The organism is Spirochaetota bacterium (genome assembly GCA_026415295.1).
Lineage (GTDB): Bacteria > Spirochaetota > JAAYUW01 > JAAYUW01 > JAOAHJ01 > JAOAHJ01.
Map to the genome: position 1 here is coordinate 23,879 of JAOAHJ010000028.1, position 14,044 is coordinate 37,922.

Genomic DNA, 14,044 nt, shown 5'->3' on the forward strand with positions numbered 1-14,044 from the left:
CTTTTTTAAAAAAAATATAGCTACCTTAATTAAAAAAGGTAGCTATATATTTAATCCAAATAAAATAAAGCTATATAATATTTATATATATTAACATTATTATATATTTCATATAATTAAAAATTAAGCTGTTTTAAAAACTTCTCTGTATTAGATTATTAATAATTATTTTTCTTATACTTCATTAATATCTAATATTTACTCTAAAAATTTTACCAGTTTTCACATAAAATTTCAAAGAAGCTTTGAGGATGAGCACAAGCTGGGCAACTTTGTGGTGCTTCTTCTCCTTCATAAATAAAACCACAATTATTACATTTCCACCAAACTTTTTTATCCTTTTTAAAGACACTTCTATTTTCTATATTTTTAAGTAAAGCTCTATATCTTTTTTCATGTTGCTTCTCAACAATTGCAATGTTCCTAAAAACTTGAGCAATCTCTGGAAAACCTTCCTTTTCAGCTTCATCAGCAAAATTTTGATACATAGTTGTCCATTCATAGTTCTCTCCATTAGCAGCAGCTAATAAATTTTCAGGAGTTGTTCCAATTTTCCCTGCTGGATAAGCTGCATTAATTTCAACTTCACCTCCCTCTAAAAACTTAAAAAATCTCTTAGCATGTTCTTTTTCATTTAAAGCTGTTTCTTCAAAAATCATTGCAATTTGAATATATCCCTCTTTTCTTGCAACTGATGCAAAATAATCATATCTATTCCTTGCTTGTGATTCACCTGCAAAAGCAGCCAATAAATTTTTTTCAGTTTTTGTTCCTTTAACAGATTTAGCCATAAAACCTCCTTTTTTAAAAATATTAAGTTAAAAGTAAGTTTTATATTATATTATATAATAAATATACTTAATTTTTTTATAACATTTCATAAAAATAGTTAGAAATTTATTTAACATAAAAATATTTATAGTAAAAAATTATATAAACAATTTCAAAACAATTTTTTTATAAAAATAAAATTACAAATTAATTTCAATCAATTTTGCTTTAACACCTTCAAGTAAATTTAATTTTCTTTCAAGCTCTAAATGTTTTTCTTTTTCTCCAACAAGCTCAAGGAAAATAGTCCCATTATCGGAACATTTATCTAGAACCTCATCATGTATACCAAGTCTAATCTTTATTAAACAACCCCAACCTGTTAAAATTTCCTGAACTTTAATAGCATTATTTTTCCTTTTATCAATAATTATAATCATAAATCTTTTTTCCATAATATTTCCTGCTTTATGATTTATTTAACTTAAAAGTCTATTAAAAAAATAAACGAAAATTTAAACTTTCCACAACCCATGTAAATTACAGAATTCTCTAACATATAATATATCTGATCTATTAACATTAAAAATAGCTTCAGGTTTATCTCCAGGGTTTAATTCTTTTCTTAAAATATAACCATCTTTTGTAACAACTTCAATAAATTGGATCCAGTGAGAATCTTCCATTGGATGAGGAACAGAGCCAACTTTAACTAATATTTTATTGCTAGTATCCTCAATTACAGGTAAGTGTTTTTCTCCAGCACCTTCTCTATTTTTCTCATCCATTAAAGTCATCTCTTGCCCACAACAAACCAAATCTCCTTCACCTTCAATAAAAACTTCAACTACATTACCACAAATTTTGCATTTATAAATTCCCATTTTAGTTGCCATAAACCCTCCTTAATTTAATTCTAGATTATTTAAATTTTTTAAAATTTTAAATATTAAATAATTTCATTTATAATATTACAAATTAAAATAAAATATTGAATTAAGTTAAATATTATCTAAGTAACTATTAATGTTCTTAAATTTTAATCTATATAACCTTTATCAAAAATATTCTGTGGATATTCTCTTTTACCCATTTCTTTATCAAGATAAAGTAAACCACTATTTGAATTAGAAATCATTTTTAACTTTTGCAAAATAGTATCCACTGACAATTCTTCTTCAACCTGTTCTTTAACATACCACTTTAAGAAATCCAAAGTAGCGTAATCTTTTTCATCTTCTGAAATTTTTACTAATTCCCATATTCTTGAAGTTATATATTTTTCATGTTTTAAAGCTTTTTCAAAAGCATCTAAAATTGATTCAAATTTCGTTTCAGGTTTTTTAATTTCTAAAAGTTCAGGTTTTTTCCCTCTTTCGACAAGATAATTAAAAAACTTCATTGCATGCATAATCTCTTCTTGAACTTGAGCTTTCATCCAATGTGCAAACCCTTGTAAATTTATAGATTCAAAATAAGATACAATAGAAAGGTAAAGATATGCTGAATAAAACTCCTCATTTACCTGTCTATTTAACTCATTAAAAATTCTATCAGTCATAATTTTCTCCTTAATTACTTTTTAAATTAAACTATAAAAAATATCTATAAATTTTATAATAATTTTAACATTTCTTTTTCTATTAATTTTTTATTTTACTAATTGTTATACAATTATAAAATTCAATAATATAAAAAATTTAAAGTTTATTACTAATATCATCTTTAATTTTATTAAGATCTTCATCTGAAGGAACATATTGTATTTTATATGATCCTATAATATTAAGACCCATTTCATTAATAATTTTTTCAATATCTTTTATACTTTCACCACCCCAACCATAAGAACCAAAAACAAATATTTTTCTATTTTTAGGATTTAACCCTTTAAAATATGTTATAAATGCTGATACTGTAGGCAACATGTTTTTATTTAAAGTTGGGGAACCTATAAAAATATATTCAGAATCCAATATTTCAGTAATAACATCAGAGATATGATTTTCTTGTAATGGCATATATTTAAAAGATATTTTTTTATCATCTAATACACTTTTAATTGCATCCGCTATCATTTTTGTTGAATTCCACATTGTATCATAAACTATAACAGCCTTTCTTTCAGTTAAGTTTTTGCTCCACTTATCATAATTCGAAATAAATTCTTTAATAAACTTTTTAATTATTAACCCATGACTCGGACAGATAATTTCAATTTCTAACTTTTGAGCTTCAGAAAGCTCCTTTTGAACTTGATCACCATATGGTAAAACTATATTGGCATAATATTTTTTTGCCTCATAAAAAAGAATATCTCTATCATATTCTTCATCAAATCTCTCAAAAGAAGCAATGTGCTGACCAAAGCCATCATTAGAAAATAAGATTTTTTCTTCTTGGCAATATGTAACCATATTATCTGGCCAATGAACCATTGGGGTTAATAGAAAAACTAGATTTCTTTTCCCAATATTTAATTTATCTCCACTTTTAACCTCTATATAATTAAATTCTTTTTTATAATGAGCTTTCAGTCCTTTTAAACCATTAGGAGAAGTATAAATTTTTAAATTAGGATTTAATTCTAATATTTTAGGTAGTGAACCTGAATGATCCATTTCAACATGATTAGAGATATAGTAATCAATTTTTGAAATAGGAACGATTTTTTCAATTCTTTCTTTGAATTCATCAAATAAATAATGCTTAACATTATCAATTAAAACAATCTTTTCATCTAATATTAAATAAGAATTATAACTTGAACCTCTTTGAGTCAAATAACCATGAAAATTTCTTAAATTCCAATCAACAGCACCAACCCAATAAATATCATCTTTAATTTTAATAGCATCCATAAAATCTCCGTAATTTTAATTTTTTTAAATATAAAATATATAAAAGAATAATAATTTTTATACAATATTAAATTAAATACAAATTTGTAATTTTTACAAAATAAATTTAAAAAAAATTAATTAAATTTTAATTAAACCCCACCCACCACCCTTCAAAAAAAATTACTCCTTCTCAAATGCATCTTTTTCGGCACCACAAACTGGACAAACCCAATCATCAGGCAACTTTTCAAAAGGAATACTATCATTTTCTGAAGGATCATAAATATAACCACACACTGTACAAACCCATCTTTCCATCTAATCACCTCATATATTTTTTATTTATAAATATCACTATTAATATAATAATTAAATTGAAAATTTTTTCAATAACTTTTTTTATGAAAAATTACTAAACATTAAAATCTTAATTTATACAATTTTTACAAACCCCTTCAAAAATAACTATATTACTAATTACCTTATTACCATCTATAAAATCTATTTTAAATTTATCAACAACTAACTTATCTTCAATATCATATAATTTATCACATTTTATACATTTAAAATGTAAATGGGGAATATAATTTAAATCATATACTGTTTTATCTCCATTAATAAATGAAATAGCTAAACCTTTTTCTATAAATATTTTCAAGGTATTATAAATCGTAGTTTTTGATAAAGTCGGGATCTGTTTTTCAAGTTCATTAAAAATTTCTTCAATTGTAGGATGATTTCTTTTTAAAATAAAATATTTTAATATAGCTAATCTTTGTACTGAAGGTTTAATTTCGTATTTCTGCAATAAACTATACTCAAAAATTGCCTGTGTATCCATATGCTTCCCTTTTTTAGTTGTATTAAAAAACCTATCTATAATTTCAAAAAATCAATACAAATTAAAAATTATCTAATTTATTTTAATAATATCTTTGATTTTAATATTTTTATTTTTAAATATATTAATTATTTTCATTTAATAAATTAATTTACATAATATCTTAATATTATAATTAAAATATAATATAGTTTTTTTAAAATTCAAAATTTTATTTTTTTTAATTGTAAAAAATTTGAAAATTTATTATTTTTTTTTATATTTTTTAAAGATTAATAATTAAATTACTAAATAAATTAAAATAAAAATTCTATTACTTTTATATTAAGTTAATTATAGTTTGTAGATGGAAAATTTAATAATTAAATATTAATTTGGTTATGATAATTGAAATTTTTTTAAAAATAAAAAATCCTCTTTATCAAGCTTTATTTGGTGGGTTTTTAACATGGTTTTTAACTCTTTTTGGAGCTATTTTTATTTTTTTTAATAAAAAACCTTCTAAAACAATATTTAGTTCAATGCTTTCACTTGCTGGCGGCATTATGCTTGCAGCTAGTTTCTGGTCACTTCTTTTGCCGGCAAAAAATATAGCGGAAGATCTAGGGATAAACCCATTTTTAAATATTACTTTAGGTCTTTTATCTGGTTCTTTATTTATTTTTTTACTCGATAGGTTAATCCCTCATAAACATATTCAAGAAAATCAAATTAAAATATCTCAAGAAAATTCAGATACTGAAATAGAAGGAATAAAAACAAATTTAAAAAAAACTTATTTATTTATTCTTGCTGTTGTTTTACATAATATTCCAGAAGGTTTAGCAGTAGGTGTTGCATTTGGTGCATTGATAAACAATATTAATGATATAAATATTTTGGTAAGTGCTATAACATTAACTATAGGTATTGGGTTACAAAATATACCTGAAGGTTTAGCTATTGCCCTTCCTCTTTATGCTAATGGATTTTCAAAAAGAAAAAGTTTTTTTTATGGACAACTTTCTGCAATAGTGGAACCTGTTTCAGCTCTATGTGGTGTAATTTTTGTTTCAATTTTTAAAAATATTCTACCCTTTTCTATGTCATTCGCATCTGGAGCTATGATTTATATAATAATAGAAGAAGTAATTCCAGAATTTCAAAAAAATAAAACCAATGATATTGCTACACTTTTTTTCATTGCAGGCTTTATAATAATGACTATTTTAGATATAAGTCTTGGATAAAATAAAATAGGGGGATAATATGAAAAAAAATCTTTCTAATTTTAAAAATAATCATTCTATTAAAATAATTGGTATTAAAACAATTAAAAAAAGTTTAATATTTTTAACATTAACATTAAGTTTATTGCTAGTTTCAATATTATATTCATGTTCAAATACTATTACTAACACTTCATCAAAAAATGAATCCTATGATACAAAGGCTTCAAATTATGAACCAGATCCAGGAAATAAACCAATAGGTTTAATAGTATATTCTACTGGAAACAAAAAATTTATAAAAAGAAATCCAATTGGTGGATTTTTAATTCAAGGTGGAGGTCTTGATGTTGATGAAGCATTTTTATGGCTTATAAACAGATGTGATGGAGGAGATTTTGTTGTTTTAAGAACTAATGATTCAAAAGGCTATAATGATTGGATATATTATGATCTTAAAGGAGTAAATTCAGTTCATACTTTAGTTGTTAATTCTTATACCTTTGCAAATTCATCTTATGTAGAAAATGTAATTAATAATGCTGAAGCTATTTTTATTGCTGGTGGTGATCAATATGAATATTATAAATACTGGAAAGGTACAAAACTTGAATCTGCTATAAAAAGAGCTTATTTTGAAAGAAAAGTTCCTATTGGTGGAACTTCTGCTGGAATGGTTGTGCTTGGACACTTTGACTATATTCCGTACAATAATGGAGTAACTTCTGACGAAGCTCTCCAAAATCCATACCATAAAAATATGGATTATATTAAAAATGATTTTCTTGAAAACTTTGAAATATTTAAAAATATTATTTTCGATACCCATTTTTATGAAAGAAAAAGAATGGGAAGATTAATAACTTTTATGGCAAGAATAGTAACAGATTATAAAATCAATTACAATGAAATAAAAGCAGTAGCATGTGATGAAAAAACTGCAATATGTATTGATAATAATGGCATTGGAAAAGTTTTTGGTTATGGTTATGCTTTCTTCTTAATTGGAAATAGACCAATAGAAAGATGTAGGAGTGAAAGCCCTCTTGATTGGTATGGGAATAAACAAGCTGTAAAATGTATTAGAGTTAAAGGAACTTTATCTGGTAGTAATACTTTTGATTTTAAAAATTGGTCATCAAATTATGGCGAAACTTATTATATATGGGTTGATAATGGAACTTTATATCCTGATCGAGTATATTAAAAAATTAAATATAAAATTTATTAATTAAATTCAAAAAGGAACTGAGATAAAATGGGTCTATTTACTAAAATACTAAATCTATTAAAATCAAATGCTAATTTTTCTGAAATAAAAAACAATCTATTACTTGCTGATATTGATTTAGATACAATTAATTATATAGAAAAAGAACTAAAAAATAAAAAAGAGTTGAAAGATATTCTTAAGTCTTTAATTATACCATGGAGTTTTATCCCTGATAAAAATAAGAAAAATATATTTTTAATTATTGGTGTTAATGGTTCTGGTAAAACAACTCTTATTTCTAAAATTTCAAAATATTACAAAGATAAAGGTTATAATATTTTAGTTTCAGGGGCAGATACATTTAGAGCTGCTGCTATTGACCAATTAAAACATTGGTGTGAGAAAAATAAAATTGATTTTATAAGTAATATTCAGGGTGCTGATCCTGCTTCTGTAATATTTGATTCTATGACAAAATTTTTAAATTCTAATTATAACATTTTAATAATAGATACAGCGGGTAGATTACAGAATAAAGAGGAATTAAATCAGCAATTAAAAAAAATAGATAAGGTTATAAGAAAAAAGATAGATGAATACAATAAAGAAAAATATAACCTTCCAGATAACAAAAATAGTATTGATAAAAAGACAGATTCTAATACAATAGAAAGTATTAACTATAAAAAAATTCTAGTTATAGATGCAAACATAGGGAAAAACTCAATACAGCAAGCTGAAATTTTTAATAATATTATTGGAATAGACTCTTTTTCTATAACAAAGCTTGATTCAACAGCTAAAGGTGGCTCAATTTATAATATATGTAAAAAATTAAATTTATCTCTTTCATATGTTTCTTTTGGTGAAAAAATAGAAAATATTATTACTCCTGAAAACCCTGATTTTATAGAATTTTTAATAAATAAAATTTAAAAAACTTTTTCAATATATAATTTAACTTGAAAAACTTTTTTAATAAGAATAATAAAATTTTATTAATAAAATAAAATAACATTTTATTTGGATATTCATAGATTATATTATTTTAATGAATAATCCTAATATTATTAGTATTTTTTATTATTTTATAAAATATATTTATATTTTTCTTAAAATAATTAGTTTTTTTTATTAAATTCTTAAATATTTTTAAAAAATTTATTGACTTAATTTTAACATATTTTAAAATTTAAGTAGAAAAGAAATTTCAGGAGGAATCATGAATAAATATATATCTGATGTTATAGAATCTGTTAAGAAAAAATATCCTTGGGAATCAGAATTTATTCAAGCTGTTACAGAAGTACTTGAGTCACTCGAGCCAATTATTTCCAAAGAACCAAAATATCAAAAATATGGCATTTTAGAAAGAATAGTTGAACCTGAAAGAGTTATTATATTTAGAGTTCCATGGGTTGATGATCAAGGAAATTACAGAGTAAATATGGGATACAGAGTTCAATTTAATTCTGCTATTGGACCATATAAAGGTGGATTAAGATTTCATAAATCGGTTAATCTTTCTATATTAAAATTTTTAGGATTTGAGCAAATATTTAAAAACTCTTTAACCGGTTTACCTATGGGTGGTGGAAAAGGTGGATCTGATTTTGACCCAACAGGGAAGTCTGAAGGTGAAGTAATGAGATTCTGTCAGAGTTTCATGACTGAGCTTTCAAGACACATAAGTGCTGATACAGATGTTCCAGCAGGTGATATTGGGGTAGGTGCAAGAGAAATAGGTTATATGTATGGGCAATATAAAAGAATAAAAAATGAATTTACAGGGGTATTAACAGGAAAAGCTTTAAATTGGGGAGGATCATTAATAAGACCAGAAGCTACAGGTTTTGGTGCTATTTACTTTTTAGTAGAAATGCTTAAAGTAAATAAAGATGACATTAAAGGCAAAAAAATTGCAATTTCAGGTTTTGGAAATGTTGCTTGGGGAACAGCTCTAAAAGCAACAGAACTTGGAGCTAAAATAATTACAATCTCTGGACCTGATGGTTATGTTTATGATGAAGATGGAGTTGAAGGAGAAAAAATAGATTATTTACTTGAAATGAGAGCTTCTGGTAGAGATAAAGTTGAAGATTATGTTAAAAAATTCCCAAAAGCTAAATTTTTTGCTGGAAAAAAACCATGGGAAGTACCTTGTGATATTGCGATACCATGTGCTACTCAAAATGAAATTGATGAAAATGATGCAAAAACATTACATAAAAATGGTTGTAAATATGTTGTTGAAGGATCAAATATGGGCTGTACTTTAGAAGCAGTTAAATATATGCAAGCTAACAAAATAATTTATGCACCTGGAAAAGCTGTTAACGCTGGTGGAGTTGCAACATCAGGTCTTGAAATGTCTCAAAACTCTATAAGATTATCATGGACAAGAGAAGAAGTAGATAGCAAATTAAGACAGATAATGAAAAACATCCATGATAAATCTCTTGAAGCTGCTGAAGCTTACGGATATAAAGGAGATTATGTAGTAGGAGCAAATATTGCAGGATTCAAAAAAGTTGCAGATGCTATGATTGAACAAGGTCATGTGTAATAATATTTTATAAAATTAAGATCATTTCTTAATAAAGAATCATTTACTAAAATTATAAATTTTTATACATATGTTTTATAATATTAAAAGAGGGGAATTTCCCCTCTTTTTTTAAATTTTTCTTACTATTTTATTATTTTTATTCAATTTATTAAATTAAAAAACAATTGTATTATTATATTTTATATTTTATTTCTTTATATTTTAATATTTCATTTAATATTATTTAAACCTTAAATTTAGTTTAAAAATAACTTTTAAAAGGATTGAAAATGAAAAACTTATTTTATCTCTTTTTAGCATTTTTAGCTTATTTTACTCTTTCTGCAGGATTTGTATTACAAAAAAAAGGTATCAAATTTGCTAATACTAAAGATATTTTAATATGGATAACAGGATTTATATTGATGAACTTAGCTCCACTTATAAACTATTTTGCATTAAAAGGTATCTCACCTTCAATAGTCACTGCATCATCTGGAATTTCTGTTCCTTTAACAATATTTCTTTCAAAATTCATTTTAAATACTAAAATAAAAATCACCGACTATATCTATTCAATTTTAATGATGTTATTTATCTTTTTGGCTAATTATTTTTCAGAAAATAAAGAGTTTAATTCTTTCTCTAAAAATGCTCTCTACTTTTTTGTTTTTTTACCATCTCTATTATTTTTAATATTAATCATAATTAATAAATTTTATAAAAATAAAAATAATAAAATAAAGCTAATTAATACAATTATTTACTCTTTTTCTGGTGGTTCTCTTGCTGGCATGATGATGATAGTTCTTAAAATATTTCAAATTGAGGATGTTTTTTCTAATAAAAATTTTATATTTAATCAGTTCTTTTTATTGTACTTATTTCTAGGTATAACTTCTTTTCTATCAATACAATTTGCATACAGAAATGGGGATATACTTATCGTTTCTCCTATTCAATATGGGACACAAGTATTTTTCCCCTTATTAAGTATTTATTTCATTTTTTACACAAAAATTATTCTTATACAAGTTTTAAGTTTTATATTGATTATTCTTTTTGCTATTAAACTTGTATTATCCCATAAAGATCTCTACTAAATGCTGTAAATTAAAACTATTGTTAAATATTTTTTTGTTATTTGTAATTTTTTAAATTGAAAAAAAAAAATTAAGAATTAAAATTTACCTATAAAAAATAGGAGGCTTTAAGAATGGCTTATAAAATAAATGATAATTGCATTAATTGTGGTGCTTGTGAACCAGAATGTCCTGTTAATGCTATATATGAAAAAGATGATAGAAGAGTTATTGACCCTTCTAAATGTACAAGTTGTGGTTCTTGCGCCACAGTATGTCCCGCTGAAGCTATAGATGCTGATTAATTTTATTTATTAAATTTTATATTAAAAGGCTATCTTTTAAGAGATAGCCTTTAATTTTTTTATTCTAAAGGAAAAATAATGATTTTTAAAGATAAGGAAAATTTAAATAAAGAAAAAAAAGAACATATTTACGAACAGGTAAGTAATATTTTTAAAGAATCTAATTTTATAGAGTTAGGTGATTTAAAAGATAGCAATGATATTAATATAAAATATGATTTACCTTCTTATTGGCTTTTCAAAGTTATTGGGGATAACAATGAAAATTTCAGAAATTCTATTTCAAATTTCCTTAAAGATAAGAAATTGAAAAAAGAAGTATCAATAATATATTCAAAAAATTCAAAATATTGTTCATATAATTTTGAAATATTTGTAGAAAATAAGGAAGAATTATTTTCTTTTTATAGGGAACTAAAAGAAATAAAAGAAACAAAATTTTGTTTTTAATCAAATATATTGAAAAAAATATCCTACTTTTTAATTAAACAAAAAAATTTAACTTTCTTCTCTTTTGATTTTCTAAAAAATGTTGTTTCATAAAAGGGAAAATATTTTTCATATTGTTTTTTAGAAGTTGTGATGTAACTTTTTATTATTCTAAATATTTTAAAACCTTTATTATAAATATCCTTATTTTTTACACAAGCATTTAAAATCCACTTAGAGTAATCTTCATGATCTGTTAATATAAAAATCTTTCCACCATCTTTCAGAAAATTTTTTAATTTTTTCAAAGATTCTTCATTTACTAATCTTCTTTTATGATGTCTTTTTTTTGGCCAAGGATCTGGGAATGATATAAATATAAAATCAAATAAAAATAAATCGAATTTTTTTTTATCTAACTTTTCAGAACTATTCAATGATTGGTTTTTTATAATAGAACTTTCATAAAACTTTATAAAATCAAAAAAATCTTCATTAACATATAAAACATTATCCAAAGACTCTTGATGTGTCTTCTTAATAGCCCTTTGAATTGCTGCTTTAGAAAAATCAAGTCCTAAAAATAATGTATCTTTATATATTGAAGCTAAATAATTAATGTATTCCCCTTTTCCACAACAAACTTCTAAAACAAATTTATTATTTTCAGAACTAAGTTTTTGGCACTTAATTTTTTGAATTTTTTTTTCAATTATTTTAAAAAATTGATTATCAAGTTTTAAAGTATAATTATTAAACAAATTGTCATCAATATTAATATATCTTAATCTACCCTTCATAAACTTAAAAATAATTTATCAAAAATTAATTTTTTTTATATAAATTTTTATATTGATTTTTTGTATTTAATAAATATTTTATAAATAAAGATAATATATATTTTTAAGAGGTAAAAATGAACTTAAAAACCAAAATTGTATGTACTATAGGACCATCAACTTCTTCAGAAGAAATGTTAGAAAAACTAATAATTTCTGGTATGAATGTAGCAAGGTTTAATTTTTCTCATGCAAATTATGATGAAACCAAAAAAGTAATAAATATTTTAAAAAAATTAAGGGAAAAATTAAAAGTCCCTCTTGCTTTAATGCTTGATACAAAAGGTCCTGAAATAAGAATATACGGATATAAGGAAATAATTGAAGTAAAAACAAAAGAAAAATTTTTTATTCAGAGTATAGATGGACAATTTTTAGAAAGCGAAAAAGGTAAAGTTTTTCTTGAGCAAAATAATTTTTATGAAACTAAAACATTTTTTACTAATCTTCCATATATAGATAGAATAGTTAAAATAGGAGACAAGATTTTATTAATGGATGGGTATTTTACAACTGAAGTGGTAGGAATAGTTGAAGATCAGACAAAAAAAGAAAAAGATTTAGAAGATAATTTTAATTTTTTATTAGGTAAAAAAATAGAAATAGAATTTAAAAATTCTGGAAAGTTGAGACCAAAAGCACATCTATCAATACCAAATGTTGACTATCCTATTGAATTTCTTTCAAACAAAGATAAAGAAGATATTAAATTTGCTGTACAAAATGATTTTGAATACATTGCTCTCTCTTTTGTCAGATCATCAGACGATATACTAAAAGTTAAAAAAATCATTAATGAAATAAACGAAAATGCTAATATAGATTTAATTGCTAAAATAGAACATAGGAAAGCAATAGAAAACATCGATGATATTATTATTCACTCAGATGGAATAATGGTTGCAAGAGGAGATCTTGGAGTTGAACTTCCAATAGAAGATGTCCCTGTTTTTCAAAAGAAAATAATAGAAAAATGCTATCTTTCTGGGAAACCAGTTATAACAGCAACACAAATGTTAGAATCCATGATAGAAACACCTCTTCCTACAAGAGCAGAAGTATCTGATGTAGCAAATGCTGCTTATGATATGACATCTGCTGTTATGCTATCAGGTGAAACTGCTGTTGGCAAATTTCCTGAACTTGTAGTACAAACAATGAAAAAAATTTTACTAAAAACTGAATCATCTATAGATTATAAAAAATTTTTATTTTCAAAAAGCTATACTGAATCATTATTTGATATTACAAATATCATATCATATAATGCTGTTGTTACTGCTTACCAATGTAATGCAAAAGCTATTTTGTGTATTACTAAAACTGGATATGCAGGAAGGATGATTTCAAAGTTAAGACCAGGCTTACCAATAATCGTATTTACTTATGATAAAAAAGTTTACAATAAGCTTGCATTAAATTGGGGAGTTACTCCAATTTTATATACTAAAGAGGACTCCTTTGAAAAATTAATAGATGAAATAAAAAATTTATGCATTGAAAATAATTTTGTATCAAAGGGAGATCTGGTTGTTATCATTGCAGGAATGCCATTAGGAAAACAAGGAACTACAAATATGATAAGAATCGAATCTATAGGTAAATCTAGAATTAAAGGAACACCAATTAATGTAAAACAAACAATAAAAAATGTTGTAATTATAGAAGGTCTTGAAGATTTTAAAGAAAAGGATGTAGATAATAAAATAGTGGTACTTAAAAACTTTTCAGAAAATTATGTTACATACTTAAGATTTGCTGCTGGAATAATTATTGAAAATTGTTATTGGGAAACACAATTAAAAATTGTTGCAAGTGCATATAATATACCCATAATAATGAATGCAACAGGAGCTTCTGAAATTTTAAAAGATAGATCTCTTGTTGAAATATTAGAAGATGGAACAATAATTGAAATATAAATATGCAGGAATTTAATTGTTGACATTATAAAAAATATTA

Annotated in this window: 16 protein-coding genes; 8 read left to right on the forward strand and 8 right to left on the reverse strand. The window is 24.0% G+C overall.

Going from position 1 to position 14,044, the window contains the following annotated elements:
* Positions 1-212 precede the first annotated feature (212 nt).
* From N3A58_06795 to N3A58_06825, 7 genes are all read right to left on the reverse strand, one after another.
* Positions 213-791, reverse strand: coding sequence for a rubrerythrin family protein (locus N3A58_06795; protein ID MCX8059104.1), 579 nt, complete (start codon positions 789-791; stop codon positions 213-215).
* A 180-nt stretch (positions 792-971) separates the two neighbouring features.
* Positions 972-1,226: a hypothetical protein gene (locus N3A58_06800; protein ID MCX8059105.1), complete on the reverse strand. Its 255-nt coding sequence runs from the start codon at positions 1,224-1,226 to the stop codon at positions 972-974.
* A gap of 60 nt (positions 1,227-1,286) precedes the next feature.
* Positions 1,287-1,667 carry a desulfoferrodoxin gene (locus N3A58_06805; GenBank protein MCX8059106.1) on the reverse strand — a complete coding sequence of 127 codons (381 nt, stop codon included), beginning with the start codon at positions 1,665-1,667 and terminating at the stop codon, positions 1,287-1,289.
* A gap of 143 nt (positions 1,668-1,810) precedes the next feature.
* A complete protein-coding gene (locus N3A58_06810; protein ID MCX8059107.1) occupies positions 1,811-2,335 on the reverse strand; it encodes a ferritin in 525 nt (174 codons plus the stop codon).
* Positions 2,336-2,471: 136 nt separating this feature from the next.
* Positions 2,472-3,632 (reverse strand): FprA family A-type flavoprotein, encoded by a 1,161-nt coding sequence (locus N3A58_06815; GenBank protein MCX8059108.1) that lies wholly within the window; start codon positions 3,630-3,632, stop codon positions 2,472-2,474.
* Positions 3,633-3,794: 162 nt separating this feature from the next.
* On the reverse strand, positions 3,795-3,932 hold the full coding sequence (locus N3A58_06820; protein MCX8059109.1) for a rubredoxin: 138 nt from the start codon (positions 3,930-3,932) through the stop codon (positions 3,795-3,797).
* Positions 3,933-4,041: 109 nt separating this feature from the next.
* Positions 4,042-4,458 (reverse strand): transcriptional repressor, encoded by a 417-nt coding sequence (locus tag N3A58_06825; GenBank protein ID MCX8059110.1) that lies wholly within the window; start codon positions 4,456-4,458, stop codon positions 4,042-4,044.
* Between the two features lie 380 nt (positions 4,459-4,838).
* Between N3A58_06825 and N3A58_06830 the strand changes: the two genes are divergently transcribed.
* The 7 genes from N3A58_06830 to N3A58_06860 all read left to right on the forward strand — a co-directional run bounded on the left by N3A58_06830 (position 4,839) and on the right by N3A58_06860 (position 11,264).
* Positions 4,839-5,687, forward strand: coding sequence for a ZIP family metal transporter (locus tag N3A58_06830; protein MCX8059111.1), 849 nt, complete (start codon positions 4,839-4,841; stop codon positions 5,685-5,687).
* A gap of 19 nt (positions 5,688-5,706) precedes the next feature.
* Positions 5,707-6,873 (forward strand): cyanophycinase, encoded by a 1,167-nt coding sequence (locus N3A58_06835; GenBank protein MCX8059112.1) that lies wholly within the window; start codon positions 5,707-5,709, stop codon positions 6,871-6,873.
* A 51-nt stretch (positions 6,874-6,924) separates the two neighbouring features.
* Positions 6,925-7,815 (forward strand): DUF2075 domain-containing protein, encoded by an 891-nt coding sequence (locus tag N3A58_06840; protein MCX8059113.1) that lies wholly within the window; start codon positions 6,925-6,927, stop codon positions 7,813-7,815.
* A gap of 286 nt (positions 7,816-8,101) precedes the next feature.
* The gene (gdhA, locus tag N3A58_06845; GenBank protein ID MCX8059114.1) at positions 8,102-9,445 is read left to right on the forward strand and encodes an NADP-specific glutamate dehydrogenase; all 1,344 of its coding nucleotides are present in this window, start codon (positions 8,102-8,104) and stop codon (positions 9,443-9,445) included.
* A gap of 272 nt (positions 9,446-9,717) precedes the next feature.
* Positions 9,718-10,530, forward strand: coding sequence for a hypothetical protein (locus N3A58_06850; GenBank protein MCX8059115.1), 813 nt, complete (start codon positions 9,718-9,720; stop codon positions 10,528-10,530).
* 113 nt (positions 10,531-10,643) lie between these two features.
* Positions 10,644-10,814 carry a 4Fe-4S binding protein gene (locus tag N3A58_06855; protein MCX8059116.1) on the forward strand — a complete coding sequence of 57 codons (171 nt, stop codon included), beginning with the start codon at positions 10,644-10,646 and terminating at the stop codon, positions 10,812-10,814.
* A 78-nt stretch (positions 10,815-10,892) separates the two neighbouring features.
* Positions 10,893-11,264, forward strand: a complete 372-nt coding sequence (locus N3A58_06860; GenBank protein ID MCX8059117.1) for a DUF493 domain-containing protein — start codon at positions 10,893-10,895, stop codon at positions 11,262-11,264.
* A 23-nt stretch (positions 11,265-11,287) separates the two neighbouring features.
* On the opposite strand, the gene N3A58_06865 is transcribed toward N3A58_06860, so the two are convergent.
* Positions 11,288-12,043 carry a methyltransferase domain-containing protein gene (locus N3A58_06865; protein ID MCX8059118.1) on the reverse strand — a complete coding sequence of 252 codons (756 nt, stop codon included), beginning with the start codon at positions 12,041-12,043 and terminating at the stop codon, positions 11,288-11,290.
* Positions 12,044-12,159: 116 nt separating this feature from the next.
* Between N3A58_06865 and pyk the strand changes: the two genes are divergently transcribed.
* Positions 12,160-14,004 (forward strand): pyruvate kinase, encoded by a 1,845-nt coding sequence (pyk, locus tag N3A58_06870; GenBank protein MCX8059119.1) that lies wholly within the window; start codon positions 12,160-12,162, stop codon positions 14,002-14,004.
* Positions 14,005-14,044: the final 40 nt, after the last annotated feature.

Coding starts and splice junctions, on each gene's coding strand:
- N3A58_06795 (MCX8059104.1), bottom strand. CDS start 791: ATGGCTAAATCTGTTAAAGGAACAAAAACTGAAAAAAATTTATTGGCT.
- N3A58_06800 (MCX8059105.1), bottom strand. CDS start 1,226: ATGGAAAAAAGATTTATGATTATAATTATTGATAAAAGGAAAAATAAT.
- N3A58_06805 (MCX8059106.1), bottom strand. CDS start 1,667: ATGGCAACTAAAATGGGAATTTATAAATGCAAAATTTGTGGTAATGTA.
- N3A58_06815 (MCX8059108.1), bottom strand. CDS start 3,632: ATGGATGCTATTAAAATTAAAGATGATATTTATTGGGTTGGTGCTGTT.
- N3A58_06820 (MCX8059109.1), bottom strand. CDS start 3,932: ATGGAAAGATGGGTTTGTACAGTGTGTGGTTATATTTATGATCCTTCA.
- N3A58_06825 (MCX8059110.1), bottom strand. CDS start 4,458: ATGGATACACAGGCAATTTTTGAGTATAGTTTATTGCAGAAATACGAA.
- N3A58_06830 (MCX8059111.1), top strand. CDS start 4,839: ATGATAATTGAAATTTTTTTAAAAATAAAAAATCCTCTTTATCAAGCT.
- N3A58_06835 (MCX8059112.1), top strand. CDS start 5,707: ATGAAAAAAAATCTTTCTAATTTTAAAAATAATCATTCTATTAAAATA.
- N3A58_06840 (MCX8059113.1), top strand. CDS start 6,925: ATGGGTCTATTTACTAAAATACTAAATCTATTAAAATCAAATGCTAAT.
- gdhA (MCX8059114.1), top strand. CDS start 8,102: ATGAATAAATATATATCTGATGTTATAGAATCTGTTAAGAAAAAATAT.
- N3A58_06850 (MCX8059115.1), top strand. CDS start 9,718: ATGAAAAACTTATTTTATCTCTTTTTAGCATTTTTAGCTTATTTTACT.
- N3A58_06855 (MCX8059116.1), top strand. CDS start 10,644: ATGGCTTATAAAATAAATGATAATTGCATTAATTGTGGTGCTTGTGAA.
- N3A58_06860 (MCX8059117.1), top strand. CDS start 10,893: ATGATTTTTAAAGATAAGGAAAATTTAAATAAAGAAAAAAAAGAACAT.
- N3A58_06865 (MCX8059118.1), bottom strand. CDS start 12,043: ATGAAGGGTAGATTAAGATATATTAATATTGATGACAATTTGTTTAAT.
- pyk (MCX8059119.1), top strand. CDS start 12,160: ATGAACTTAAAAACCAAAATTGTATGTACTATAGGACCATCAACTTCT.